Below are 21,512 nucleotides of genomic sequence, written 5' to 3' on the forward strand. Positions count from 1 at the left end.
CATGAGAGCTGATCTGGAAATCATCCAGGAATGGATCCCCGCCGGCAGCCGCGTGCTCGACCTCGGGTGCGGCGATGGCGAACTGCTGACCTGGCTGCGCGATAACAAGCAAGTCACCGGTTATGGCCTGGAAAACGACGCCGACAACATCGCCGAGTGCGTGGCCAAGGGCATCAACGTCATCGAACAGGACCTGGACAAGGGCCTGGGCAACTTTGCCAGCAACAGTTTCGATGTCGTGGTCATGACCCAGGCGCTGCAAGCGGTGCACTACCCGGACAGGATCCTCGAGGAAATGCTGCGCGTCGGCCGTCAGTGCATCATCACTTTCCCCAATTTCGGTCACTGGCGCTGCCGCTGGTACCTGGCGAGCAAGGGCCGTATGCCGGTTTCCGAGTTCCTGCCATACACCTGGTACAACACGCCGAACATTCACTTCTGCACCTTCGCGGACTTTGAAGCCTTGTGTCGCGAACGTGAAGCGAAGGTCATTGATCGGCTGGCCGTGGATCAACAGCATCGGCACGGGTGGGCCAGCAAGCTATGGCCTAATCTGTTAGGTGAGATCGGCATCTACCGGGTCAGCAGCCCGGGACTTTCCGACCACAAGGTCGCAGTCTGATCCACCCTATTTCAAGGAGAACGATCATGGGTCGTCTAGCGTTGTTTCTACTCACTGCCTGCCTGAGCATCACCGCCATGGCCGCCGACGCCATCAAGAGCGAACGCAAGGAAACCTTCGGCGACGTGACGGTGCACTACAACACCTTCAACTCCACCTACCTGCTACCGGACGTTGCCAAGGCCGCCCAACTGACGCGCAGCAAGGATCAGGGTGTGATCAACATTACGGTGATCAAGGCCGGCACGCCGATGATGGCCGAGGTCAGCGGCACCGTCAAAGACCTGACCAGCCAAAGCTACACACTGAACTTCAAACAGGTTACCGAGCAAGGAGCGATCTATTACATCGCCCAATACCCGGTACCCCAGCAGGAAGTCCGCACCTTCGACATCAAGGTGCAGACCGGCGACAAGATCAACACCATCAATTTCAACCAAGAGCTCTTCCCTGGCCAATGATCAACTTCACGCAACTCGTACTGGCCAGCCATAACGCCGGCAAACTCAAGGAACTCCAGGCCATGCTCGGCGACTCGGTGCATCTGCGCTCGATTGGCGAGTTCAGCAGCGTCGAGCCCGAAGAGACTGGTTTGTCGTTCGTCGAGAACGCCATCCTCAAGGCCCGCAATGCCGCGCGCATTTCCGGCCTGCCGGCGCTGGCCGACGATTCGGGGCTGGCGGTGGATTTCCTTGGCGGCGCGCCAGGTATCTACTCGGCGCGTTATGCCGACGGCAAGGGCGATGCGGCGAACAACGCCAAGCTGCTCGACGTGTTGAAGGACGTGCCTGAAGCCGAACGTGGTGCGCAGTTCGTGTGCGTGCTGGCACTGGTGCGCCACGCCGATGATCCGTTGCCGATTCTCTGCGAAGGTTTGTGGCACGGGCGGATCCTGACCCAGGCCAGCGGCGAACACGGCTTTGGCTACGACCCGCTGTTCTGGGTGCCGGAGCGCGATTGCTCCAGTGCCGAAATGAGCCCTGGCGACAAAAACCAGATCAGCCACCGCGCCCGTGCAATGGATCTGCTGCGCCAGCGTCTGGGCTTGAAATGACCCGTGAATCATCCGCGTCGCCGCTGATCTTCGGCGGCGACGTTCAATCGCCTCGGGCCGCCCTGCCTGTGCTGCCGCCGCTGGCGCTGTATATCCATATCCCGTGGTGCGTGCGCAAATGCCCTTATTGCGACTTCAACTCCCACACCGCCAGCCCCGTGCTGCCGGAAGAAGAGTACGTCGACGCCTTGCTGGCCGATCTCGATCAGGACCTGCACGCCGTTTATGGTCGTGAGCTGAGCTCGATTTTCTTTGGTGGCGGCACGCCAAGCCTGTTCAGCGCTGATTCTCTGGGTCGCCTGCTCAAAGGCGTCGAACAGCGCATCCCGTTTGCCAGCGACATCGAAATCACGCTGGAAGCCAATCCGGGGACGTTCGAGCAAGACAAGTTCGTGGCGTACCGGAAACTGGGGATCAATCGCCTGTCGATCGGCATCCAGAGCTTCCAGCAAGAAAAGCTCGAGGCCCTGGGGCGGATTCACAACGGTGACGAAGCCGTACGCGCCGCCGGCATGGCGCGGCAGGCCGGGTTCGACAACTTCAACCTGGACTTGATGCATGGCTTGCCGAATCAGTCCCTGGACGATGCCTTGGCGGACCTGCGCACAGCCATTGCCCTGAAGCCGACACACCTGTCGTGGTATCAACTGACCCTGGAACCGAACACGGTGTTCTGGAACCAGCCGCCGACGCTGCCGGAAGACGACACGCTATGGGACATTCAGGAGGCCGGGCAAGCGCTGCTGGCCGAACACGGTTACGCGCAATACGAAGTCTCGGCCTATGCCTTGCACGGTCGCCCGGCGCGCCACAACCTCAATTACTGGAGTTTTGGCGACTTCATCGGCATTGGCGCGGGTGCCCATGGCAAGCTCAGCCATCCGGACGGGCGCATCATTCGCACCTGGAAGACCCGCCTGCCGAAGGATTACCTGAATCCGGCGAAGAGCTTCCAGGCTGGCGAGAAAGCGCTGGGCAACGATGAAATGCCGTTCGAATTCCTGATGAACGCGCTGCGCCTGACTGAAGGCGTCGAATCGCGACTGTACCCGGAACGTACCGGCATGACGCTGGAAAGCCTTGCTGAAGGCCGCCGTGAAGCCGAACAAAGCGGCCTGTTGCAGGTCGAACCGTCACGTCTGGTAGCCACCGAACGCGGACAACTCTTCCTCAACGACTTGCTGCAGAAATTTCTGACATAAGGAAATCGAATGGATTTGGTACTCGACCTGCTTGCCACCGTGTCTCGCTGGAGCCGCAGCAACCTCTCGGAAATCGCCCTGGCCCTGGTGGGCTGCCTGCTGGTGCTGTTCGGTGCGGATTTCAAAGGCTGGGTCGAGCAGCGTCTGGGCAGCATCGCCGGCGCCTTGCGCGTGCCGCTGATGTCCCTGCTGTGCATGATCGGCAGCGGCGCTGCGCTGATCTACGCCACGCCGTGGGTCGTGCGCGGCTTGAGCCAGTTCAACAACTACAGCCTGGCGCCAGTGTTGCTGGTGGTGCTGGTGTTGATTGGCGTGGTCGCTGACCGCCGCTAATCCCGAATATGCCACAAGCCCACTGTAGGAGCGAGCTTGCTCGCGATGGTCGCAAACGAAAACGCGGGGCATCAGAAGCCCCGCGTTGTTTTGTAGTTTTTCACGAGCAATCGAGCGTCGACCGGCTGCTCCTACGATTGCTTCTCGAACTTCAAATCCCACACCCCATGCCCAAGACGCTCGCCACGGCGTTCGAACTTGGTGATCGGGCGCTCGGCCGGGCGCGGTACGCACTTGCCGTCTTCGGCGAGGTTTCTGTAACCCGGCGCAACGTTCATCACTTCCAGCATGTACTCGGCGTACGGTTCCCAATCGGTGGCCATGTGCAGAATGCCGCCGACTTTCAACTTGCTGCGCACCAATTCGGCGAAGGACGCCTGAACGATACGGCGCTTGTGGTGACGGCTCTTGTGCCACGGGTCCGGGAAAAACAGCATCAGGCGATCGAGGCTGTTATCGGCCACGCAGCGGTTGAGCACTTCGATCGCATCGCAATCGTAGACCCGCAGGTTGGTCAGGCCTTGCGTCAGCACGCCATTGAGCAGCGCGCCGACACCCGGACGGTGAACCTCGACGCCGATGAAATCCTGATCCGGCGCAGCCGCTGCCATTTCCAGCAGCGAGTGACCCATGCCGAAACCGATTTCCAGCGAGCGCGGCGCCGAGCGACCGAACACCTGGTCGAAATCCACCGGCGCGTCGGCCAGCGGCAGCACGAACAGCGGCGTGCCTTGCTCCAGGCCCTTTTGCTGGCCTTCGGTCATGCGCCCGGCGCGCATCACGAAACTCTTGATGCGGCGGTGTTGGCGCTCGTCGCCTTCTTCCGTCTGGATTGGCGTGTCGTTCGATTCAGTCATCAATGGCTCTTACTTGATCAGACCATCCAGCGGCGAAGAGGCGCTGGCATAGAGTTTTTTCGGCATGCGGCCGGCGAGGTAAGCCAGGCGGCCTGCGACGATCGCATGTTTCATGGCTTCAGCCATCATGATCGGCTGCTGGGCATGTGCGATGGCCGAGTTCATCAGCACCGCATCACACCCCAGTTCCATGGCGATGGTGGCGTCGGAAGCAGTACCGACACCGGCATCCACCAGCACCGGGATTTTGGCTTCTTCGAGGATGATCTGCAGGTTGTACGGGTTGCAGATTCCCAGGCCGGAGCCAATCAGACCGGCCAGCGGCATCACCGCGATACAGCCGATTTCCGCCAACTGACGGGCGATGATCGGGTCATCACTGGTGTAGACCATCACGTCGAAGCCTTCCTTGACCAGCGTTTCGGCGGCCTTGAGGGTTTCGATCACGTTGGGGAACAGGGTTTTCTGGTCGGCCAGCACTTCCAGCTTCACCAGGTTGTGGCCATCGAGCAGTTCACGGGCCAGGCGGCAGGTGCGCACGGCTTCGATGGCGTCGTAGCAACCGGCGGTGTTCGGCAGGAAGGTGTAGCGATCCGGCGACAGCACTTCGAGCAGGTTCGGCTCGCCCTCGATCTGCCCGAGGTTGGTGCGGCGCACGGCGAAGGTGACGATTTCGGCACCCGAGGCTTCGATGGCCAGACGGGTTTCTTCCATGTCACGGTACTTGCCGGTACCGACCAGCAAACGCGACTGGTAAGTACGACCGGCCAGGACGAAAGGCTTGTCGCTGCGAACGATGCTCATGGGAAATCCTCTGTAGGGGTGAGGTTCTTGCAGAATTCCTTATTAACCAAACGCTGTGAAAACGTCGCGAGCGAAGGAAAGACAAGGCAAAAACAGGCGAGGAAGCGGAGTTTACGGGTTGTAAATGAGCATTCCGAGCCTGTTTTTAACGCAGTATTTCCGAGCGCAGCAGTTTTCACAGTGTTTGGGGCTAGCCGCCGCCGATGGCGTGCACCACTTCGACGTTGTCGCCGTCGTTCAACGCGGTGTCTGCATGCTGACTGCGCGGGACGATATCCAGATTGAGTTCGACCGCCACCCGGCGCCCGGTCAGGTCCAGACGGGTCAGCAGGGCCGCAACGGTTTCACCGTCGGGCAGTTCAAAGGATTCGCCGTTCAACTGAATGCGCATGCCGGATGCCGCCATCATTTTTAGGGGCTGGCATTCTAGCCCGATCATGACCTAAAGGTCAGCAACAAGCGTCAAGCGGTAAGCTGCAAGCGCCAGGCGGCTAACCCCAGGCAAAACCAGCCCACCAGGAAAGCCAGGCCACCGAACGGGGTGATGATGCCGAGCTTGCTGATGCCCGTCAGCGTCAATACATACAGGCTGCCGGAGAACAGTAGGATACCGATGGCAAACGATGCGCCGGCCCAGGTGATCAGGCGGCCGGGAATCTGCGTGGCCAGGAATGCGACACCCAGTAATGCCAGGGTATGCACCAGTTGATAGGTGACGCCCGTGTGGAAAATCGCCATGTACTCGGCACTCAGGCGGTTTTTCAGGCCATGGGCGGCAAAGGCGCCGAGGCCGACACCGGTGAAGCCGAAAAATGCGGCCAGCATCAGAAAGCCACGCAGCATGCAGAACTCCAGTCAGTTTCGATCCAAAGGGTCTGTATAATGGCCCGCTCAACGGGTTCGGCCAAGCCATCTCTATGCTGCGTATCTATTTCCGTCGCTTCACCAAGGCCGTGCTCTGGTTCATGGGTGGCAGCGTATTGCTGGTGCTGATCTTTCGCGTGGTGCCGCCACCGGGGACGACGCTGATGGTCGAGCGCAAGATCGAATCCTGGTTTGACGGCGAACCCATCGACCTGCAACGGACCTGGAAACCCTGGAATGAGATCTCCGACGACCTGAAAGTCGCGGTGATTGCCGGCGAAGACCAGAAATTCCCGGAACACTGGGGCTTCGATATAGGCGCGATTCAGGCGGCGTTTGCCCATAACGAGCGCGGCGGTTCGATCCGTGGCGCCAGCACCCTGAGCCAGCAAGTTTCGAAAAACCTGTTCCTGTGGTCTGGCCGCAGCTGGCTGCGCAAAGGCCTGGAAGCCTGGTTCACCGGACTGATCGAAGTGTTCTGGCCCAAGCAGCGAATTCTTGAGGTGTACCTCAACAGCGTCGAGTGGGATGACGGCGTGTTTGGCGCCGAAGCGGCGGCCCGGCATCACTTTGGCGTGAGCGCCAAAGGTCTCAGCCGCCAACAATCGAGCTTGCTGGCGGCCGTTCTGCCCAACCCGCGAGTATGGAGTGCTAGCCATCCAACCGCTTACGTGGCGCGACGTGCAGGCTGGATTCGGCGACAGATGAGCCAACTGGGCGGGGACAGCTATCTGGTCGGGCTGAACGATTCACGCCGGGCGCCTTGGTCCCAATAACACCGAAGATCCCCCCTGTGGTGGATCTGAAATGTCACCACAAACAAAAACGCCCCGATCAATGATTGGGGCGTTTTTTATTGCCTGCTCGCCAGTTACGCAGCGATCGACAACTTGAGCTTGTTCATCGCGCTCTTCTCGAGTTGGCGAATACGCTCGGCCGACACGTTGTACTTCTGCGCCAGGTCGTGCAGCGTGGCCTTTTCTTCCGCCAGCCAGCGCTGGTAGAGGATGTCACGGCTGCGGTCGTCCAGCACTTCCAGGGCTTCGTGCAGGTTGTGGTTGGAGTTGTCGCTCCAGTCGGCGTCTTCCAGTTGACGCGCCGGGTCGTACCGATGGTCTTCCAGATAGTTGGCCGGCGACTGGAAAGCACTGTCGTCGTCCGCTTCGGCAGCCGGGTCGAAGGCCATGTCATGGCCGGTCAGGCGGCTTTCCATCTCGCGCACTTCCCGAGGCTCTACACCCAGGCTTTCCGCCACACGGTGGACTTCCTCGTTGTTCAGCCAGGCCAGACGCTTCTTCTGGCTGCGCAGGTTGAAGAACAACTTGCGCTGGGCCTTGGTGGTCGCGACTTTCACGATGCGCCAGTTGCGCAGGATGAACTCGTGGATTTCCGCCTTGATCCAGTGCACGGCAAAGGACACCAGGCGCACGCCCATTTCCGGATTGAAGCGCTTCACGGCCTTCATCAGGCCAACGTTGCCTTCCTGGATCAGGTCAGCCTGGGCCAGGCCATAGCCGGAATAGCTACGGGCGATATGTACGACAAAACGCAGGTGGGCGAGCACCATCTGCCGAGCCGCCCCCAAATCCTGCTCATAATAGAGACTCTCGGCCAGTTCACGCTCCTGCTCCGGCGACAGCAATGGAATGCTGTTGACGGTGTGCACATAGGCCTCCAGGTTCGCACCCGGGACCAGAGCATATGCAGGTTGCAAAGAATTGGTCATACGAAAAAACCTCCGACTTACAAACTCGTGCAGTTCAGCACTGCGAAAATTGACCGGAAACCGAAAGACAAGTTCCCTAAAACCCAAAAACGCTGAAAGGTCAATACGAGCAAAATGATACTACTTAGGCGCAAGCTCCCTCAGGTGGCGTGCGACTGCAATCCATGCACCGATATACCCCAACAGCACCGCGCCAAGCAAGAGAGACAGACCGTCGGCAACTGGCACTCCTGCCAGCGCAAAATCACTGCCATACAAACCGGCCAGCCCCACCACCGCGTCGTTCAGCCAGTCAAGGCCGAACGCCAGTACGCCCCAGGACAGAATCCCCGCACCGAAGCCATACAGCGCGCCCATATACAGAAAGGGCCTGCGTACATAGCTGTCAGTGCCGCCGACCAGTTTAATCACTTCTATCTCTGTGCGGCGGTTTTCAATATGAAGACGAATGGTATTGCCTATCACCAAAAGTAATGCAGAAACCAGAAGCACGGTCAGACCGAAGACAAAACGGTCACCCAGCTTGAGGATGGCTGCCAGACGCTCGACCCAGACTAAATCAAGTTGCGCCTGTTGTACCTTCGGCAGCTCGGATAGTTTTTGTCTTAATGCTTCAAGGGCCGACTTGTCGACTTCGTTCGGCGTCACCAAGACCACGCCCGGCAGCGGATTCTCCGGCAATTCCTTGAGCGCCTCGCCCAGACCGGACTGTTGCTGGAACTCTTCCAGCGCCTGATCCCGGCCAACATATTCGGCATCTGCGACGCCAGGCATGCCCTTGATCTGATCGCGCAGCGATTCGCCTTCGGCCGGCTTGGCCTCAAGGTCCAAGTACAGGGAAATCTGCGCCGCGCGCTGCCAGGAACCGCCCAGGCGCTCGACGTTACCTAGCAAAAGTGACAGGCCCATGGGCAAACTCAGGGCCACCGCCATCACCATGCAGGTGAAAAAACTGCCGATAGGCTGCTTGCCCAGGCGGCGCAGGCTGTCCACCAGACTGGCTCGATGACTTTCGATCCAGGCTCGGAACAACGTGGCAAAGTCCGGCCCGTCGTCGTCATCGCGTTTTTTCTTTTGCGGCTGCTGATCGGCGGCCTTCGGGGCCACTCGCTCGGAAACCTTGGGACTACGTGTTGCACTCATACGGCCGCCTCCCCGTCACCGATCAATCGACCGCGTTGCAAGGTCAGCATGCGATGGCGCATGCGGGCGATCAGGGCCAGGTCGTGACTGGCGATCAGCACGCTGGTACCCAGGCGATTGATGTCTTCGAACACACCCATGATCTCGGCGGCCAGACGCGGGTCGAGGTTACCGGTCGGTTCGTCCGCCAACAGCAAGGCCGGACGGTGAACGATGGCGCGTGCGATGCCGACGCGCTGCTGCTGACCGGTGGACAGGTCGCCCGGGTACAGATCGGTTTTATCCGACAGCGCCACGCGCTCCAGTGCCGAGTCCACGCGCTTGGCGATCTCGGCCTTGGACAGTCCCAGGATCTGCAAAGGCAACGCGACGTTATTGAACACCGTGCGATCGAACAGCAACTGGTGATTCTGGAACACCACGCCGATCTGCCGGCGCAAGAAAGGAATCTGCGCGTTGCTGATGGTGCTCAGGTCTTGCCCGGCGAGCAGCAGCTTGCCGCTGGTCGGGCGCTCCATCGCCAGCAACAGGCGCAACAGTGTGGATTTACCGGCACCGGAATGGCCGGTGACAAACAAGAACTCGCCACGACGGACTCGAAAGCTCAGCTCATGCAAGCCGACGTGACCGTTCGGGTAGCGCTTACCGACCTGTTCGAAACGAATCATGAACGCTCCCGCTCGGCAAACAATGCCTGGACAAAGGGCTCTGCTTCAAAGGTACGCAAATCGTCGATACCTTCGCCGACGCCAATGTAGCGGATCGGCAGGCCGAATTGCTTGGCCAGGGCGAAAATCACCCCGCCTTTCGCGGTGCCGTCGAGCTTGGTCAGCGCCAGGCCGGTCAGTTCGACGGTCTGGTTGAATTGTTTGGCCTGGTTGATGGCGTTCTGGCCAGTGCCAGCATCAAGCACCAACAGCACTTCGTGAGGTGCGTCGGCGTCGAGCTTGCCGATCACCCGGCGAACCTTTTTCAGCTCTTCCATCAGGTTGTCTTTGGTGTGCAGGCGGCCGGCGGTGTCGGCGATCAGGACATCGATGCCACGAGCCTTGGCGGCCTGCACGGCGTCGAAGATCACCGAAGCCGAGTCGGCGCCAGTGTGCTGTGCGATCACCGGGATCTTGTTGCGCTCGCCCCAGACCTGCAATTGCTCCACCGCCGCGGCGCGGAAGGTGTCGCCAGCAGCGAGCATGACTTTTTTGCCTTCCAGCTGCAGTTTCTTCGCCAGCTTGCCGATGGTGGTGGTCTTGCCGGCACCGTTGACGCCAACGACCAGAATCACGAACGGCTTGTTCTGTGAGGTGACTTTCAGCGGCTGCTCGACAGGCTTGAGCATGGCCGCCAGTTCAGCTTGCAAGGATTTGTACAGGGCATCAGCGTCGGCCAGTTCCTTGCGCGCAACCTTCTGCGTCAAACGCTGAATGATCACCGAGGTGGCTTCGACACCGACGTCGGCGGTCAGCAAACGGGTTTCGAGGTCTTCGAGCAGTTCGTCATCAATAACCTTTTTGCCCAGGAACAGGCTGGCCATGCCTTCGCCAATACTGGCGCTGGTCTTGGACAGGCCCTGCTTGAGGCGGGCGAAGAAACCGGCTTTGGTTTCTTCGGTGCGTACGGGTTCTACCGGGGTTTCGACGGGCGCCGCGATCGGCTCAGGAATCGGAGCGGGTGCAGGCGCTTGAGCAACCGGAGCAACCGGAGCAACCGGAGCAACGAATACCGGAACCTCTGGCTGGCTGACAACGGGAACAGGCTCGGCCACGACGATTGGTTCAACAATCGCTTCGACCACAGGCACATGAGCCGGTGCAGGCGTAAACGCTACCGGAGCCGGAATCGGTGGCGTCACGTGAGGAGCCAGGTCATTTTCGACCAATGCCACCGGCTCTTCGGCTACCGGCAGGGTCAACCACGGTTCGGCCGTCGGGGTCAGCGGCTGTTCGGTGACGATTTCGATAACTGATTCAGGAGCGGCTTCAACCCTGGGTTGCTGCAACGGCTCGGCAATAGGCAGAACAACCGGCGCGGGCGCTTCTTCTATTACCGGGACCGGCGTCGGCGCTGGTTCAGGAATGGCTTGTGGCTGTTCGACGACGGGTTCCTGCGGCTTTTTGCGCAGCCATCCGAACAGGCTTTTTTTCTCGCCAGCCGCAGCTGGGGTCTTCTTGTCGTCGTTGGAACCAAACATGGAGGACGGCTATCTCACGGTAGCGACGCGCCAATGGCGCCCCGGCAAATAAATATTCGATGCGGAACAGACTGTGTTTCACCCAGCTTGTTCACGCGCAACATTTTGTCGAGGTGCTCGTCGGCGCCTCAAGGAATCGATTTCTCATAGGACTAAAGCAGCAAAATCGGCGAAAACGCGGAATTCAGTTGATAAATATCCACCTTCCGTCGCAAACCCATACAACCTGATCAAGCATAAAGGCCTGATAGGCGTGGCCGCCGCTAAAACGGATCAGTATCCTAGCACCCTCTCGCCCGCTGACGCTAAGAACAAGCGGGCAGCCCCAAAGGTTTGAAAACGAATGAATGCTCTTGCCCGCCGCGCCGCAGGCCTGCTGCTCAGCACAGTTTGCCTGCCCCTTTCGGCCCTGGCTGCCGACCCGCAACCCACCCACGAATTCACCCTCGACAACGGCTTGAAGGTGGTTGTGCGCGAAGACCATCGTGCGCCCGTGGTGGTTTCCCAGGTCTGGTACAAGGTCGGCTCCAGCTACGAGACGCCGGGTAATACCGGCCTGTCCCACGCCCTGGAACACATGATGTTCAAGGGCAGCGAGAAAGTCGGCCCCGGCGAAGCCTCGCTGATCCTGCGCGACCTCGGCGCCGAAGAGAACGCATTCACCAGCGACGACTTCACCGCGTACTACCAGGTGCTGGCCCGGGATCGCCTGGGTGTAGCCTTCGAACTGGAAGCCGACCGCATGGCCAGCCTGCGCCTGCCGCCCGACGAGTTTGCCAAGGAAATCGAGGTCATCAAGGAAGAGCGTCGCCTGCGTACCGACGACAAGCCGATGGCCAAGGCCTACGAGCGCTTCAAGGCCATGGCCTACCCGGCCAGCGGCTATCACACACCGACCATCGGCTGGATGGCCGACCTTGAGCGGATGAAAGTCGAAGAGCTGCGCCACTGGTACGAAACCTGGTACGTGCCCAACAACGCCACGCTGGTGGTGGTTGGCGATGTCACCCCGGACGAAGTCAAAACCCTGGCCCAACGCTATTTCGGCCCGATCGCCAAGCGTGAAGTGCCCGCCGCGAAAAAACCGCTGGAACTGGCCGAACCGGGCGAGCGCCAGATCACCCTGCACGTGCAGACCCAACTGCCTAGCCTGATGCTGGCCTTCAACGTGCCGAGCATAGCCACCGCCGAAGACAAGCGTCTGGTCAATGCCCTGCGCCTGATCTCGGCACTGCTCGATGGCGGCTACAGCGGACGCATCCCGACGCAACTGGAGCGCGGGGAAGAACTGGTGTCCGGCGGCTCGTCGAGTTATGACGCCTACACCCGTGGCGACAGCCTCTTCACCCTGTCGGCATCGCCAAACTCGCAGAAACACAAGACCATCGCCCAGGCGCAAGCCGGTTTGTGGAAGCTGCTCGACCAGCTGAAAACCACGGCGCCAACCGCCGAAGAACTGGAACGCGTACGCGCACAAGTCATCGCCGGCCTGGTCTTCGAGCGTGACTCGATCACCAGCCAGGCCACCGCCATCGGCCAACTGGAAACTGTCGGCCTGTCGTGGAGACTGATGGACACCGAACTGGCCGACCTGGAAAGCGTCACGCCGGAAGATATCCAGAAAGCCGCCAAGCTGTATTTCACCCGCGAACGTCTCAGCGTCGCCCATGTACTTCCCCTGGAGACGACTCATGAGTGAGCGTAAACCCTCCCGCCTGGCCCTGATCGGCCTGGTCGCCGTCGCCATTATCGGTTCAGCCACGTTCTATTTGTCGCGCCCTGGCGAAACCAATGCCAGCGAAGCCCTGGACAAGGCCAAGGCCAGCCAGAAACTGCAATCGCTGACCGAACTCAACGGTAAGGCACCGGACCACCGCAAGCTGGACGTGCAGACCTGGAACACCACAGAAGGCACCAAGGTGCTGTTTGTCGAAGCCCATGAGCTGCCGATGTTCGACATGCGCCTGATCTTCGCCGCCGGCAGCAGCCAGGACGGTGATGCACCGGGCGTGGCAGTGTTGACCAACGCCATGCTCAACGAAGGCGTGGCCGGAAAAGACGTCGGTGCCATTGCCCAGGGCTTCGAAGGCCTGGGCGCCGATTTCGGCAACGGCGCTTATAAGGACATGGCAATCGCTTCGCTGCGCAGCTTGAGTGCCAAGGACAAGCGCGAGCCGGCCCTGAAGCTGTTCGCCGAAGTCATCGGCAAGCCGACTTTCCCTGCCGATTCGCTGGCCCGCATCAAGAACCAGATGCTTGCCGGTTTCGAATACCAGAAACAGAACCCCGGCAAACTGGCGAGCCTGGAACTGATGAACCGTTTGTACGGTGATCACCCGTACGCACACGCCAGCGACGGCACGGCGAAAACCGTACCGGCGATTACCCAGGCACAGCTGCGTGCTTTCCACGAGAAAGCCTACGCAGCCGGTAACGTGGTGATCGCACTGGTCGGCGACCTGTCCCGCGCGGAAGCCGAAGCGATTGCCGCCCAGATTTCCAGCGCCCTGCCCAAAGGCCCGGCCTTGCCGAAAATTGCGCAACCGGTCGAGCCCAAGGCCAGCGTCGGCCATATCGAGTTCCCGTCCAAGCAGACCAACCTGATGCTCGCGCAACTGGGCATCGACCGCGACGACCCGGACTACGCTGCGTTGTCCATGGGGAACCAGATTCTCGGTGGCGGCGGCTTCGGCACCCGGTTGATGAGCGAAGTGCGCGAGAAGCGTGGCCTGACTTACGGCGTGTATTCGGGCTTTACCCCGATGCAGGCGCGCGGCCCGTTCATGATCAACCTGCAAACCCGCGCCGAGATGAGCGAAGGCACCCTGAAACTGGTGCAGGATGTACTGGCCGACTACCTTAAAACCGGCCCGACCGAAAAAGAGCTGGACGACGCCAAGCGCGAACTGGCCGGCAGTTTCCCGCTGTCCACCGCCAGCAACGCCGATATCGTCGGCCAACTGGGCGCCATCGGTTTCTATAACCTGCCGCTGAGTCATCTGGAAGACTTCATGCAACAATCCCAGGCCTTGACCGTCGAGCAGGTCAAAGCCGCCACGAACAAACACCTGAGCACGGACAAGATGGTCATCGTCAGCGTTGGCCCGACCGTGCCGCAAAAGCCGTTACCGGCCCCTACTGATAAACCTTCCGAGCAGCCGCTCGGGGTTCCGGAGCATTAATGGCCAGTCCAAAAAAACCCGCCAAAAACGTCCATAACGGCGTGAACCAGCTGCGCATCATCGGCGGCGAATGGCGCAGCCGAAAGCTGAGCTTCCCCGACGCCCCGGGCCTGCGCCCGACGCCGGACCGCGTGCGTGAAACCCTGTTCAACTGGCTCGCGCCTTACGTGCCGGGCGCCAAGGTACTCGACCCGTTCACCGGCAGCGGCGCGCTGTTCCTCGAAGCCCTGTCCCGTGGCGCAGCCATGGGCCAGGCGCTGGATGCCAGCAGTATCGCGGTGTCCAGCCTGAAGGAACACCTGGGCACATTGCGCTGCACCAACGGCCAGGTCCAGACCGCCGACGCCCTGCGCTATCTGGAAACCCAGACCGCAACGGCTTACGACCTGGTGTTCCTCGACCCGCCGTTCAACCAGAATCTGCTGCCCGCCGTTTGCAAGTTGCTCGAAGAGCGCCAATGGCTGGCCGAGGATGCCTGGGTGTACACCGAAAGCGAGTCCGCGCCTTCGACCCTGGGCCTGCCGGAGAACTGGCGCCTGCACCGGGAGCAGAAATCCGGGCGTGTGTATTACTCGTTGTGGCAGCGCAGCGCTGAAAAACCTGCCGAGTAAAATGCGCGGGCAGGCCGATGGCTTGCCCGGCACCACGGCGGTTTCTTAAAACGCAACACATCTTAGGTGGCTTGTTCCTCTGATCCTGGATCATCGTTGACGTGCGAAATGTCTCGCATGGATGCAATGAATGATTAATGGATGAACAAGCCAATGACTGAACGAACGCCCAACCCCACCCATGAGTTCACCCTCGACAATGGCCTGAAGATAATCGTACGCGAGGATCATCGAGCGCCTGTAGCGATCTCCCAACTCTGGTACAAAGTCGGTTCCAGCTATGAACATCCGGGGCAATCAGGGCTATCCCACGCCCTGGAACACATGGTGTTCAAGGGCAGCAATAAAACCCGACCCGGTGAAGCATCGATAATATTGCGCAGCCTCGGCGCTGAGGAGAATGCCTTCACCAGCGACGACGCTACCGTTTATTACCAGTTGCTGTCCCGCGACTACCTTGGCGTGGCCTTCGAACTCGAAGCCGACCGCATGGTGAACGCACAACTACCAGCCGGAGAGTTCAATAAAGAGATCGAAGTCATCAAGGAAGAACGCCGCCTGCGCGTCGACGACAGCTCGATGAGCAGGGCGCGAGAACTCTTCTCTACCATCACTTTCCCCAGCAGCGGCTACAGAACGCCAACCATTGGCTGGATGGCCGATCTTGAGCGCATGAAGATCGAAGAGCTGCGTCACTGGTACCAATCCTGGTATGCGCCGAACAATGCCACGCTGGTTGTGGTGGGTGACGTGACACTGGAAGAGGTCGTCACTCTGGCCCAGCGTTGGTTCGGGCCGATCCAAAGTCGTGACATCCCCCCAGTCAAGATTCCGCTGGAACTGGCAGAGCCAGGCGAACGCAGGATTACAGTGCACACACAGACCCGGGAACCGGAAATACTCATGGCGTTCAACGTGCCCGGTATAGCCACCGCCGAAGACAAACACTCGGTAAATGCCTTGCGGCTGATTGTGTCCCTGCTTAATGGTGGTTATAGCACCCGCATCCCGGCGCTATTGCAACGTGGTGAAGAGCTTGTTTCCTTTGCGTCTTCGAACTACTCCCCCTACACCCGAGGTGACAGCTTGTTCACCTTGTCAGCGACACCTAACGTCCGGAAACACAAAACCATAGAGCAGATTGAAGCCGGCCTGTGGCGACTGCTCGAACAGCTCAAAACCACCGCGCCTTCCGCTGAAGAAATCGAGCGGGCGCGCGCTCGAGCGATCGCTCAACTGGTCTACCAACGAGACTTGATCAACAGTCAGGCTCACACAATCGGACAGCTGGAAACAATCGGCCTATCGTGGAAACTGATGGATACTGAACTTGCCGGCCTGCAGGAGGTAACTCCCGAGGACATCCAGAAAGCGGCCCACACATTTTTCACCCGCTCTCGCGTGAGTGTTGCCCATGCCTTGCCCGAGGAAACAACTCATGAGACTGACGGTCCTGATGGCCCCAACCTGCCGGTGGAATCACTGGCGATGCTCGACGGTAAAGTACCGAGCTCCCGCAAACTTGACGTACAAACCTGGAACACCGCCAACGGCGCCAAGGTGCTGTTTGTCGAAGCCCATGAACTGCCGATGTTCGACATGCGCCTGACCTTCGCCGCCGGCAGCAGCCACGACGGCAACGCACTCGGCCTGGCGCTATTGACCAACGCCATGCTCGGCGAAGGAGTGGCCGGCAAAGACGCCAGTGCCATTGCCCAGGGCTTCGAAGACCTTGGCGCCAATTTCGGCAACGACACTTATAACGACATGGCAGTCGCTACGCTGCGCAGCCTGAGTGCCAAGGACAAGCGCGAGCCGGCCCTGAAGCTGTTCGCTGAAGTCGTCGGCAAACCAACCTTCCCGGCCGACTCGTTAACCCGCATGAAGAATCTGATATTCACCCATTTCGAATATTACAAGCAGGACCCCGGTAAATTGGCGAACCTGGAACTGATGAGCCGCTTGTATGGTGATCATCCGTACGCTCATTCCAGCTACGGCACGGCGGAAACCGTACCGGCGATTACTTTGGCGCAACTGCGTACTTTCCACGAGAAAGCCTATACAGCCGGTAACGTGGTGATCGCACTGGTCGGCGACCTGTCCCGCGCGGAAGCCGAAGCGATTGCCACACAGTTTTGCACCTCACTGCCCAAAGGCCTGGCCGTGCCGAAAATAGCGCAACCGGTCGAGCCCAAGGCTAGCGTCAGCCATATCGAGTTCCCGTCCAAGCAGACCAACCTGATACTCGCGCAACTGGGAGTCGACCGCTACGACCCGGATTACGCGGCGTTGTCCATGGGCAACCAGATTCTCGGTGGCGGCGGCTTCGGCACCCGCTTGATGAACGAAGTGCGCGAGAAACGCGGCCTGACTTACGGCGTGTATTCGAGCCTCACCCCGAAGCAGGTGCGTGGCCCGTTCATGATCGAACTGCAAACCCGCGCCGAGATGAGCGAAGGCACCGTGAAACTGGTACAGGACGTGCTGGCCGACTACCTTGAGACCGGCCCGACCGAAAAAGAGCTTGACGATGCCAAGCGCGAATTGGCCGGCAGCTTCCCGCTGTCCACCGCGAGCAACGCCGATATCGTCGATCAACTGGCCGTCATCGGCTACTTTAATTTGCCGCTGAGTCACCTGGAAGACTTCATACAACAGTCCCAGGACTTGACCGTCGAGCAGGTCAAAACCGCCATGAACAAACACCTGAGCATGGAAAAAATGATCATCGTCAGCGTTGGCCCAACCGTGCCGCAAAAACCGTTACCGGCCCCGACTGAGATACCTTCCAAGTAACCGCTGTGGGTTCCGGAGCATTAATAATGGACCTGCCATCAATTGTTTCCTGCCCCTTCCGGACCGGCTGTGGTGCTCAGTATTTCCAAACAAGCTGCGAGCAACGCACCTCTGTTTCCCGCGAGATGACTGCCACGAAGTCGATTCGGGAATGCACTACATAGTTACCGCCTGACGTCCTTACGGATCATCCACAGTGGTTTGCACAATTACCTGCAAACCACTGAGGATGAACACGGATGAACATCTCATGCAGCACGTTTGTGCTGCCCTTTATCGCCTGGCTGCCGCTCATGGCCAGCGCGGCGACACCCCCTGCGACGCAAGACTTCGTACTGGATAACGGCCTCAAGGTTGTCGTGCGCGAGGACCACCGCTCCCCCATCGTCACCGCCCAACTCTGGATCAAGGCCGGTTCAAGCTACGAACCACCCGGCCAGTCCGGCCTGTCCGGCCTGTCCCACGCCCTCGAACACATGGTCTACAAAGGCAGCAGCAAGGCCTGCGCCGGAGAGTTCGCGGCGATACTGGAAAAACTGGGCGCCAGCCAAAACGCATTTACCGGCACTGACTTCACGGTCTTTTACCAGACACTGCCTTCCGGCCGCACTGGCGTCGCTTTCGAAATACTGGCCGACCTGATGAGTACGGCCGAGCTGAATGCACAGGACTTCACACCGGAGCTCAAGGTCATTCAGGAGGAGCGTCGGATGCGCGTTGATGATGAAATCACCGTGTCTGCTCACGAACGACTGAACAGCATCGCCCACCCGGCCAGCGGCTACCGCACCCCGACGATCGGCTGGATGCACGATCTGCAACGAATGAACACCGTGCAATTGCAGCAGTGGTATCAGGCCTGGTATTCGCCAAGCAATGCGACGCTGGTGGTCGTTGGCGATGTTGCACCCGAGCAGATCAAGGCCCTGGCACAGCAGCACTTCGGCCACCTTGAGCGACGTGCGACACCCGTGGCGCCTGCACCCGTCGAGCTGGCTTCTGCCGGTGAACGGTCACTGACCCTGCACGCACCGGTAGCATCCCCGCGTTTGATCATGAGCTTCAACGCGCCCAGCCTGGCCACGGCACTGGATCGTCGGACTGCCCATGCCCTGCGCTTGCTCGATATGTTACTGGCCGGATCCAGTAGCGCGCGGATCAAACAGCAACTGCAACTGAGCGAGGCGATATTCACTGAGGCCCACTCAGAGTACGACGCCTTCAATCGCGGCGATTCGTTGCTGACCATCAGCACACAGCTCAACCCGGACAAGCTCAATGACGCTGACGAAGCCCTCGCCCGTCTGTGGCAAGTGATCGAATCACTGAAGAGCAAGGCACCGGAACCGGCAGAACTGGAGCGTGCGAAAAACCTTGTGATCGCTAACACGGTTTATGCGCAGGATGATCTGGAAGGGCAGGCCTACAACTTGGGTCTGCTGGAAACCATCGGTCTGGACTGGCGGCTGGCCGATCAGGATACGGATGAGCTGAACAAGGTCACGCCCCTGGATATTCAACAGGTCGCAAAGACTTACCTGACACGTGAGCGCCTGAGCACCGCGAAAATCCTGCCGGAGAAAAACAATGGATAAGCTCAAAGGCCTCATCAATGGATTGATCCTGGCCGGCATGCTGTTGAGTGCACAGGCCCCTGCCGCTGCAACCACGGCGCCCCAGAAACCAGTGTTGCAATCGCTCAATGAACCACAGGCTCCGGCGACCCACCGCACGCTGCCGATCAAGGGTTACAAAACCCTCAGTGGAACGAAGATCCTGTTCATCCGCACCCCTGGCCTGCCGATGTTCGATGCCCTTGTGAGCTTTGCCGCCGGCAGCGCCCACACACCGCATCAACCCGGCCTGGCCGCGGTTACCTATAGCCTTTTGAATGAGGGAGTGGCTGGCAAGGACGTCAATGCCATACAGGCGACGTTCGATAATCTGGGTGCAAGGATGGATATGGGTATCAGCCAGGACCGGACCTGGTTTTCCCTGCGTAGCCTGAGTGACGAATCACGGCGCGTTCCAGCCCTGGAACTGTTTGCCCAGGTACTCGGCAAACCGCTGTTGCCGGAAGAGGCCCTGCCTGGGGTGAAATCCCAATTGCAGTACTTTCTGGACCTTGAAGATCAATCCCATGCCGCTCAAGCCCGACAAGCGAACCTCGGTCAGCTGTTTCCCGAGCACGGTAATGCTCAGTCCCTCTACGGAACCCGGGCCGGGCTTGCCTCCATCACCCGCTCCCAGGCGCAAGACTTTCATCGCGAGGCTTATGCCGCGGGCAATGCCCAGATCACACTGGTCGGCGACCTCACCGAGGAAGAAGCCCAGCGCATCGGTGCGCAGATATCCGCGGCCTTGCCCCTGGGACCGGCCACTGCCCCGATCCAGCCAGTGACAAGTCCAACGGCCCCGAGCCTGCTGCGCGTTGAGCGACCATCGACTCAGGCTTACCTGCGCCTTGCCCAAGCAAGTGACCTGCGGAGCGGTCCGGACTACGTCGCGCTGCAAATGGCCATGCGGATTTTCACCAACCGGCTGACCAATGAACTCCGTGAACGCCGAGGCCTGACCTACCACGTCAAAGCCGACCTTTCTGCCCTTCAGGCACAAGGGTTGCTGACCATTGAACTGCAGACCCGACCAGAGCAGGCCGACGCCGTGCTGGCCCACATCAAGACGATGTTCAGCGACTTTCTCGCCCAAGGGCCGACCCAACAGGAACTCGAAGACAGCCAACAGCAACTGACCGGTAGCGCGCCGTTGAACAGCGCTACCAATATGCAGCTTCTGAGACAGTTGTACGCCATCAGCGTGCACAATCTGCCGCTGGACCTCGACTTTGCCACGCAAGCAGCCTTGAAGCTGAGCCTAGCTTCAATCAAAAGCGCGCTCAACCGGCATCACCACGCCGATCAATGGCGCGTTGTCATCCTGGGGCCGAAGACAGATCAACAACCGCTGCCAGCTCCGAGCGAAAGCGCAACCAATGCCATGTGTCGCATACCTGGCGAGATTGTGGCAAGTTAGGCAGCCATGATGACGCGGTCGCGGCGCTGTCTCGCCGCGTCTTCGGGCAGACTCATGAACACTTCCACCGAGAATGACTGTGCAACTGCACCCTGCACCGGCCTCACCGCCGTCCTTTACCCCAGCCTTTGGCATCGGCAATCCGCACTTGCAAACCTTGTGGGGGCCGCTGTGGCGTAAAACCGTGCACATCGGCCGCGAACGCGAACGCCTATGGCTTGAAGATGGCGACTTTCTCGACCTCGACTGGCATGGCCCGCACAGCGCCGACGCACCGCTGGTGCTGGTGTTGCACGGGCTCACCGGCTCCTCGAATTCGCCTTATGTCGCCGGCATGCAAAAAGCCTTGGGCGACCGAGGCTGGGCCAGTGTCGCGCTGAACTGGCGCGGCTGTTCGGGCGAACCCAACCTGTTGCCGCGCAGCTACCATTCCGGCGCCAGCGAAGACCTGGCCGAAACCATCAGGCACTTGCGGGCCAAACGGCCTCTCGCTCCGCTGTATGCTGTCGGCTATTCATTGGGCGGCAATATCCTGCTCAAGCATTTGGGCGAGACTGGCAGCGACAGCGGTGTGACAGGTGCCGTGGCGGTGTCGGTGCCGTTCCGCCTGGACCAGTGCGCCGACCGCATCGACCAGGGTTTCTCAAAGGTCTATCAGGCACATTTCATGCGCGAGATGCTCGCCTACATCAAGAACAAGCAGCGGCAGTTCCAGCATGACGGACGCGAGGATGGCCTGGCCGCATTGGCCGCGCTTGGCTCGCTGGAAAACATGCGCACGTTCTGGGACTTCGATGGCCGGGTTACCGCACCGCTGAACGGCTTTGTCGATGCCGAGGATTACTATCGTCGCGCCTCAAGCCGCTATTTCCTCGGCGAAATTCGTACGCCGACCTTGATGATTCAGGCCGCCGACGACCCCTTCGTGTTTCCCCACAGCCTGCCGCATGTCGATGAGTTGTCCGCGTGCACGCAATTCGAACTGCAAGCCAAGGGCGGGCATGTCGGCTTCGTCGACGGCACGCTCAGGCAACCGGGTTACTACCTGGAACGGCGCATCCCTGAGTGGCTTGCCACCACAGGACGCGCTTGAA

The 21,512-nt window shown here is 60.0% G+C and carries 20 protein-coding genes and 2 pseudogenes; 14 read left to right on the plus strand and 8 right to left on the minus strand.

Annotated features, from left to right (window positions below; all coding sequences use genetic code 11):
• The first annotated feature begins 1 nt into the window (after window position 1).
• Genes metW through AC3ITY_RS30925 form a run of 5 tightly spaced genes read left to right on the plus strand, consistent with a single transcriptional unit; the run spans window position 2 to window position 3,211 of the window.
• The gene (metW, locus tag AC3ITY_RS30905; RefSeq protein ID WP_056726485.1) at window positions 2-622 is read left to right on the plus strand and encodes a methionine biosynthesis protein MetW; all 621 of its coding nucleotides are present in this window, start codon (window positions 2-4) and stop codon (window positions 620-622) included.
• A gap of 26 nt (window positions 623-648) precedes the next feature.
• Window positions 649-1,083, plus strand: coding sequence for a DUF4426 domain-containing protein (locus AC3ITY_RS30910; RefSeq protein ID WP_489306660.1), 435 nt, complete (start codon window positions 649-651; stop codon window positions 1,081-1,083).
• Entirely contained in the window at window positions 1,080-1,676 is a 597-nt protein-coding gene (gene rdgB, locus AC3ITY_RS30915) for an RdgB/HAM1 family non-canonical purine NTP pyrophosphatase (RefSeq protein WP_489306661.1), read from the plus strand. The genes AC3ITY_RS30910 and rdgB overlap by 4 nt, the downstream gene beginning before the upstream one ends.
• Window positions 1,673-2,878, plus strand: a complete 1,206-nt coding sequence (gene hemW, locus AC3ITY_RS30920; protein WP_489306663.1) for a radical SAM family heme chaperone HemW — start codon at window positions 1,673-1,675, stop codon at window positions 2,876-2,878. Before rdgB ends, hemW begins: the two co-directional genes overlap by 4 nt.
• Window positions 2,879-2,887: 9 nt before the next feature.
• Window positions 2,888-3,211 carry a DUF3392 domain-containing protein gene (locus tag AC3ITY_RS30925; protein WP_007987827.1) on the plus strand — a complete coding sequence of 108 codons (324 nt, stop codon included), beginning with the start codon at window positions 2,888-2,890 and terminating at the stop codon, window positions 3,209-3,211.
• Between the two features lie 131 nt (window positions 3,212-3,342).
• Here the strand turns inward: AC3ITY_RS30925 and trmB are convergent, their stop codons facing one another.
• From trmB to AC3ITY_RS30945, 4 genes are all read right to left on the minus strand, one after another.
• Entirely contained in the window at window positions 3,343-4,068 is a 726-nt protein-coding gene (trmB, locus tag AC3ITY_RS30930; protein ID WP_007975392.1) for a tRNA (guanosine(46)-N7)-methyltransferase TrmB, read from the minus strand.
• Window positions 4,069-4,077: 9 nt separating this feature from the next.
• On the minus strand, window positions 4,078-4,872 hold the full coding sequence (locus AC3ITY_RS30935; protein WP_032884143.1) for a thiazole synthase: 795 nt from the start codon (window positions 4,870-4,872) through the stop codon (window positions 4,078-4,080).
• 190 nt (window positions 4,873-5,062) lie between these two features.
• Complete coding sequence (gene thiS / locus AC3ITY_RS30940; protein WP_050562648.1) at window positions 5,063-5,263, minus strand: sulfur carrier protein ThiS; 201 nt, start codon at window positions 5,261-5,263, stop codon at window positions 5,063-5,065.
• Window positions 5,264-5,334: 71 nt separating this feature from the next.
• Window positions 5,335-5,715, minus strand: a complete 381-nt coding sequence (locus AC3ITY_RS30945; protein WP_489306664.1) for a DUF423 domain-containing protein — start codon at window positions 5,713-5,715, stop codon at window positions 5,335-5,337.
• A 74-nt stretch (window positions 5,716-5,789) separates the two neighbouring features.
• Here AC3ITY_RS30945 and mtgA point away from each other — a divergent pair, with 74 nt between their 5' ends.
• Entirely contained in the window at window positions 5,790-6,512 is a 723-nt protein-coding gene (gene mtgA / locus AC3ITY_RS30950) for a monofunctional biosynthetic peptidoglycan transglycosylase (RefSeq protein WP_489306665.1), read from the plus strand.
• A gap of 95 nt (window positions 6,513-6,607) precedes the next feature.
• On the opposite strand, the gene rpoH is transcribed toward mtgA, so the two are convergent.
• The 4 genes from rpoH to ftsY all read right to left on the minus strand — a co-directional run bounded on the left by rpoH (window position 6,608) and on the right by ftsY (window position 10,793).
• Window positions 6,608-7,462: an RNA polymerase sigma factor RpoH gene (gene rpoH, locus AC3ITY_RS30955; RefSeq protein WP_007975386.1), complete on the minus strand. Its 855-nt coding sequence runs from the start codon at window positions 7,460-7,462 to the stop codon at window positions 6,608-6,610.
• Window positions 7,463-7,582: 120 nt separating this feature from the next.
• On the minus strand, window positions 7,583-8,605 hold the full coding sequence (ftsX, locus tag AC3ITY_RS30960) for a permease-like cell division protein FtsX (RefSeq protein ID WP_489306666.1): 1,023 nt from the start codon (window positions 8,603-8,605) through the stop codon (window positions 7,583-7,585).
• Window positions 8,602-9,273 carry a cell division ATP-binding protein FtsE gene (gene ftsE, locus AC3ITY_RS30965; protein ID WP_007975383.1) on the minus strand — a complete coding sequence of 224 codons (672 nt, stop codon included), beginning with the start codon at window positions 9,271-9,273 and terminating at the stop codon, window positions 8,602-8,604. The genes ftsX and ftsE overlap by 4 nt, the downstream gene beginning before the upstream one ends.
• Window positions 9,270-10,793, minus strand: a complete 1,524-nt coding sequence (gene ftsY, locus AC3ITY_RS30970) for a signal recognition particle-docking protein FtsY (RefSeq protein ID WP_489306667.1) — start codon at window positions 10,791-10,793, stop codon at window positions 9,270-9,272. Before ftsY ends, ftsE begins: the two co-directional genes overlap by 4 nt.
• A gap of 343 nt (window positions 10,794-11,136) precedes the next feature.
• Here ftsY and AC3ITY_RS30975 point away from each other — a divergent pair, with 343 nt between their 5' ends.
• The 8 genes and pseudogenes from AC3ITY_RS30975 to AC3ITY_RS31010 all read left to right on the plus strand — a co-directional run bounded on the left by AC3ITY_RS30975 (window position 11,137) and on the right by AC3ITY_RS31010 (window position 21,511).
• Complete coding sequence (locus tag AC3ITY_RS30975) at window positions 11,137-12,492, plus strand: M16 family metallopeptidase (RefSeq protein ID WP_489306668.1); 1,356 nt, start codon at window positions 11,137-11,139, stop codon at window positions 12,490-12,492.
• Window positions 12,485-13,975: a M16 family metallopeptidase gene (locus tag AC3ITY_RS30980; protein WP_489306669.1), complete on the plus strand. Its 1,491-nt coding sequence runs from the start codon at window positions 12,485-12,487 to the stop codon at window positions 13,973-13,975. Before AC3ITY_RS30975 ends, AC3ITY_RS30980 begins: the two co-directional genes overlap by 8 nt.
• Window positions 13,975-14,586 (plus strand): 16S rRNA (guanine(966)-N(2))-methyltransferase RsmD, encoded by a 612-nt coding sequence (rsmD, locus tag AC3ITY_RS30985; protein ID WP_489306670.1) that lies wholly within the window; start codon window positions 13,975-13,977, stop codon window positions 14,584-14,586. The genes AC3ITY_RS30980 and rsmD overlap by 1 nt, the downstream gene beginning before the upstream one ends.
• Before the next feature lie 141 nt (window positions 14,587-14,727).
• Window positions 14,728-16,029 (plus strand): annotated as a pseudogene (locus tag AC3ITY_RS30990) (M16 family metallopeptidase); the annotation flags it as partial.
• Between the two features lie 30 nt (window positions 16,030-16,059).
• Window positions 16,060-17,385 (plus strand): annotated as a pseudogene (locus AC3ITY_RS30995) (M16 family metallopeptidase); the annotation flags it as partial.
• Window positions 17,386-17,624: 239 nt separating this feature from the next.
• Complete coding sequence (locus AC3ITY_RS31000) at window positions 17,625-18,980, plus strand: M16 family metallopeptidase (protein WP_489306671.1); 1,356 nt, start codon at window positions 17,625-17,627, stop codon at window positions 18,978-18,980.
• Complete coding sequence (locus AC3ITY_RS31005) at window positions 18,973-20,418, plus strand: M16 family metallopeptidase (protein WP_489306673.1); 1,446 nt, start codon at window positions 18,973-18,975, stop codon at window positions 20,416-20,418. The genes AC3ITY_RS31000 and AC3ITY_RS31005 overlap by 8 nt, the downstream gene beginning before the upstream one ends.
• A 73-nt stretch (window positions 20,419-20,491) precedes the next feature.
• Window positions 20,492-21,511 carry a hydrolase gene (locus AC3ITY_RS31010; protein ID WP_489306674.1) on the plus strand — a complete coding sequence of 340 codons (1,020 nt, stop codon included), beginning with the start codon at window positions 20,492-20,494 and terminating at the stop codon, window positions 21,509-21,511.
• Window position 21,512 lies beyond the last annotated feature (1 nt).

The organism is Pseudomonas sp. GL_091 (genome assembly GCF_057837725.1).

Coding starts and splice junctions, on each gene's coding strand:
- metW (WP_056726485.1), top strand. CDS start 2: ATGAGAGCTGATCTGGAAATCATCCAGGAATGGATCCCCGCCGGCAGC.
- AC3ITY_RS30980 (WP_489306669.1), top strand. CDS start 12,485: ATGAGTGAGCGTAAACCCTCCCGCCTGGCCCTGATCGGCCTGGTCGCC.
- ftsY (WP_489306667.1), bottom strand. CDS start 10,793: ATGTTTGGTTCCAACGACGACAAGAAGACCCCAGCTGCGGCTGGCGAG.
- AC3ITY_RS30925 (WP_007987827.1), top strand. CDS start 2,888: ATGGATTTGGTACTCGACCTGCTTGCCACCGTGTCTCGCTGGAGCCGC.
- ftsE (WP_007975383.1), bottom strand. CDS start 9,273: ATGATTCGTTTCGAACAGGTCGGTAAGCGCTACCCGAACGGTCACGTC.
- hemW (WP_489306663.1), top strand. CDS start 1,673: ATGACCCGTGAATCATCCGCGTCGCCGCTGATCTTCGGCGGCGACGTT.
- rsmD (WP_489306670.1), top strand. CDS start 13,975: ATGGCCAGTCCAAAAAAACCCGCCAAAAACGTCCATAACGGCGTGAAC.
- AC3ITY_RS31005 (WP_489306673.1), top strand. CDS start 18,973: ATGGATAAGCTCAAAGGCCTCATCAATGGATTGATCCTGGCCGGCATG.
- ftsX (WP_489306666.1), bottom strand. CDS start 8,605: ATGAGTGCAACACGTAGTCCCAAGGTTTCCGAGCGAGTGGCCCCGAAG.
- mtgA (WP_489306665.1), top strand. CDS start 5,790: ATGCTGCGTATCTATTTCCGTCGCTTCACCAAGGCCGTGCTCTGGTTC.
- AC3ITY_RS31000 (WP_489306671.1), top strand. CDS start 17,625: ATGAACATCTCATGCAGCACGTTTGTGCTGCCCTTTATCGCCTGGCTG.
- rpoH (WP_007975386.1), bottom strand. CDS start 7,462: ATGACCAATTCTTTGCAACCTGCATATGCTCTGGTCCCGGGTGCGAAC.
- AC3ITY_RS30935 (WP_032884143.1), bottom strand. CDS start 4,872: ATGAGCATCGTTCGCAGCGACAAGCCTTTCGTCCTGGCCGGTCGTACT.
- rdgB (WP_489306661.1), top strand. CDS start 1,080: ATGATCAACTTCACGCAACTCGTACTGGCCAGCCATAACGCCGGCAAA.
- AC3ITY_RS30910 (WP_489306660.1), top strand. CDS start 649: ATGGGTCGTCTAGCGTTGTTTCTACTCACTGCCTGCCTGAGCATCACC.
- trmB (WP_007975392.1), bottom strand. CDS start 4,068: ATGACTGAATCGAACGACACGCCAATCCAGACGGAAGAAGGCGACGAG.
- AC3ITY_RS30975 (WP_489306668.1), top strand. CDS start 11,137: ATGAATGCTCTTGCCCGCCGCGCCGCAGGCCTGCTGCTCAGCACAGTT.
- AC3ITY_RS31010 (WP_489306674.1), top strand. CDS start 20,492: ATGACTGTGCAACTGCACCCTGCACCGGCCTCACCGCCGTCCTTTACC.
- AC3ITY_RS30945 (WP_489306664.1), bottom strand. CDS start 5,715: ATGCTGCGTGGCTTTCTGATGCTGGCCGCATTTTTCGGCTTCACCGGT.
- thiS (WP_050562648.1), bottom strand. CDS start 5,263: ATGCGCATTCAGTTGAACGGCGAATCCTTTGAACTGCCCGACGGTGAA.